Source organism: Kocuria subflava (assembly GCF_012163155.1).
Classification (GTDB): Bacteria; Actinomycetota; Actinomycetes; order Actinomycetales; family Micrococcaceae; genus Kocuria; species Kocuria subflava.
Map to the genome: position 1 here is coordinate 1 of NZ_JAAVUN010000100.1, position 845 is coordinate 845.

Genomic DNA, 845 nt, shown 5'->3' on the forward strand with positions numbered 1-845 from the left:
TTGGACTCCAAGTCTGAGGCCCGCAGGCACCACGAAGAGCAGCAACGTCCCCCAGCCGACGGCATGCAGTAAAAGGACGGTCAGTGACACTAGGAACGTGGAACGGCGTTCGGCTCCGCGCACGTCGGCTGGTGCGGCACTCAAGCGGGTGACACTCTCCATACGGTCAGTACTTTCTCAAGTTCAGCCTGGTCTTATGCCCCCAACGACGACGCAGCGCGGCGTGGATGTCGAGCAGCAACTCGTGGAGAGGACCTGTTCCAGGGCCCATCAAGCGAACTGCCAGACCGGCTGTCTCGCGCACCTGTGGATGTGCTGCAACTGCGGAATCACGCGGCTCGGCCAGCGGCGTCACCCCACCACGTGACCCCGGAACAGTCGCTTCGTACTCCACGAGGAGGTCATGGACTTCTTCGACGGCGTCCGCGTCCAACTCTGGGGCAACGGCCAGCAACGTGCCCAAGTGGGTCCGCTCGGCAGCGAAGCCGTGCGGGTCCAGGTCGCCGGAGACCGAAAAGTTCGTGAGACTCTCGCCCCTGTACGCACCGTGCGCCATATGGACCGTGTCCCAGGCGATCAGGGCTCCTGTCGGACGCCCGATTACGGTCTTCAGCAGGACCGATTTCCACTGGTAGAGCGATCCATCTGGGGCCCACCCCGGCGTCACGATGTCTGTCATGACCAGCCTCCCCCCGCGGGCCACCGTGGCCCGCGTGCGTTGAACGTAGTCGGCGTCCCGATATGCGATCAATGGGTCCGGAACCACTTCCAGGACAGCATCCGGTTCCACCACGAACCGTTGCTTCTGCTCCACGGGCTGCCCAGGGGTCCGATAGACCTTGGTC

1 protein-coding gene is annotated in these 845 nt (G+C 63.9%); it reads right to left on the reverse strand.

Annotation, left to right across the window (positions count from 1 at the left end; translation table 11 throughout):
• Positions 1–166 precede the first annotated feature (166 nt).
• Positions 167–845 (reverse strand): urease accessory protein UreD (locus GTW58_RS13175; protein WP_168023567.1); only part of this gene is annotated, 679 nt, incomplete at its 5' end.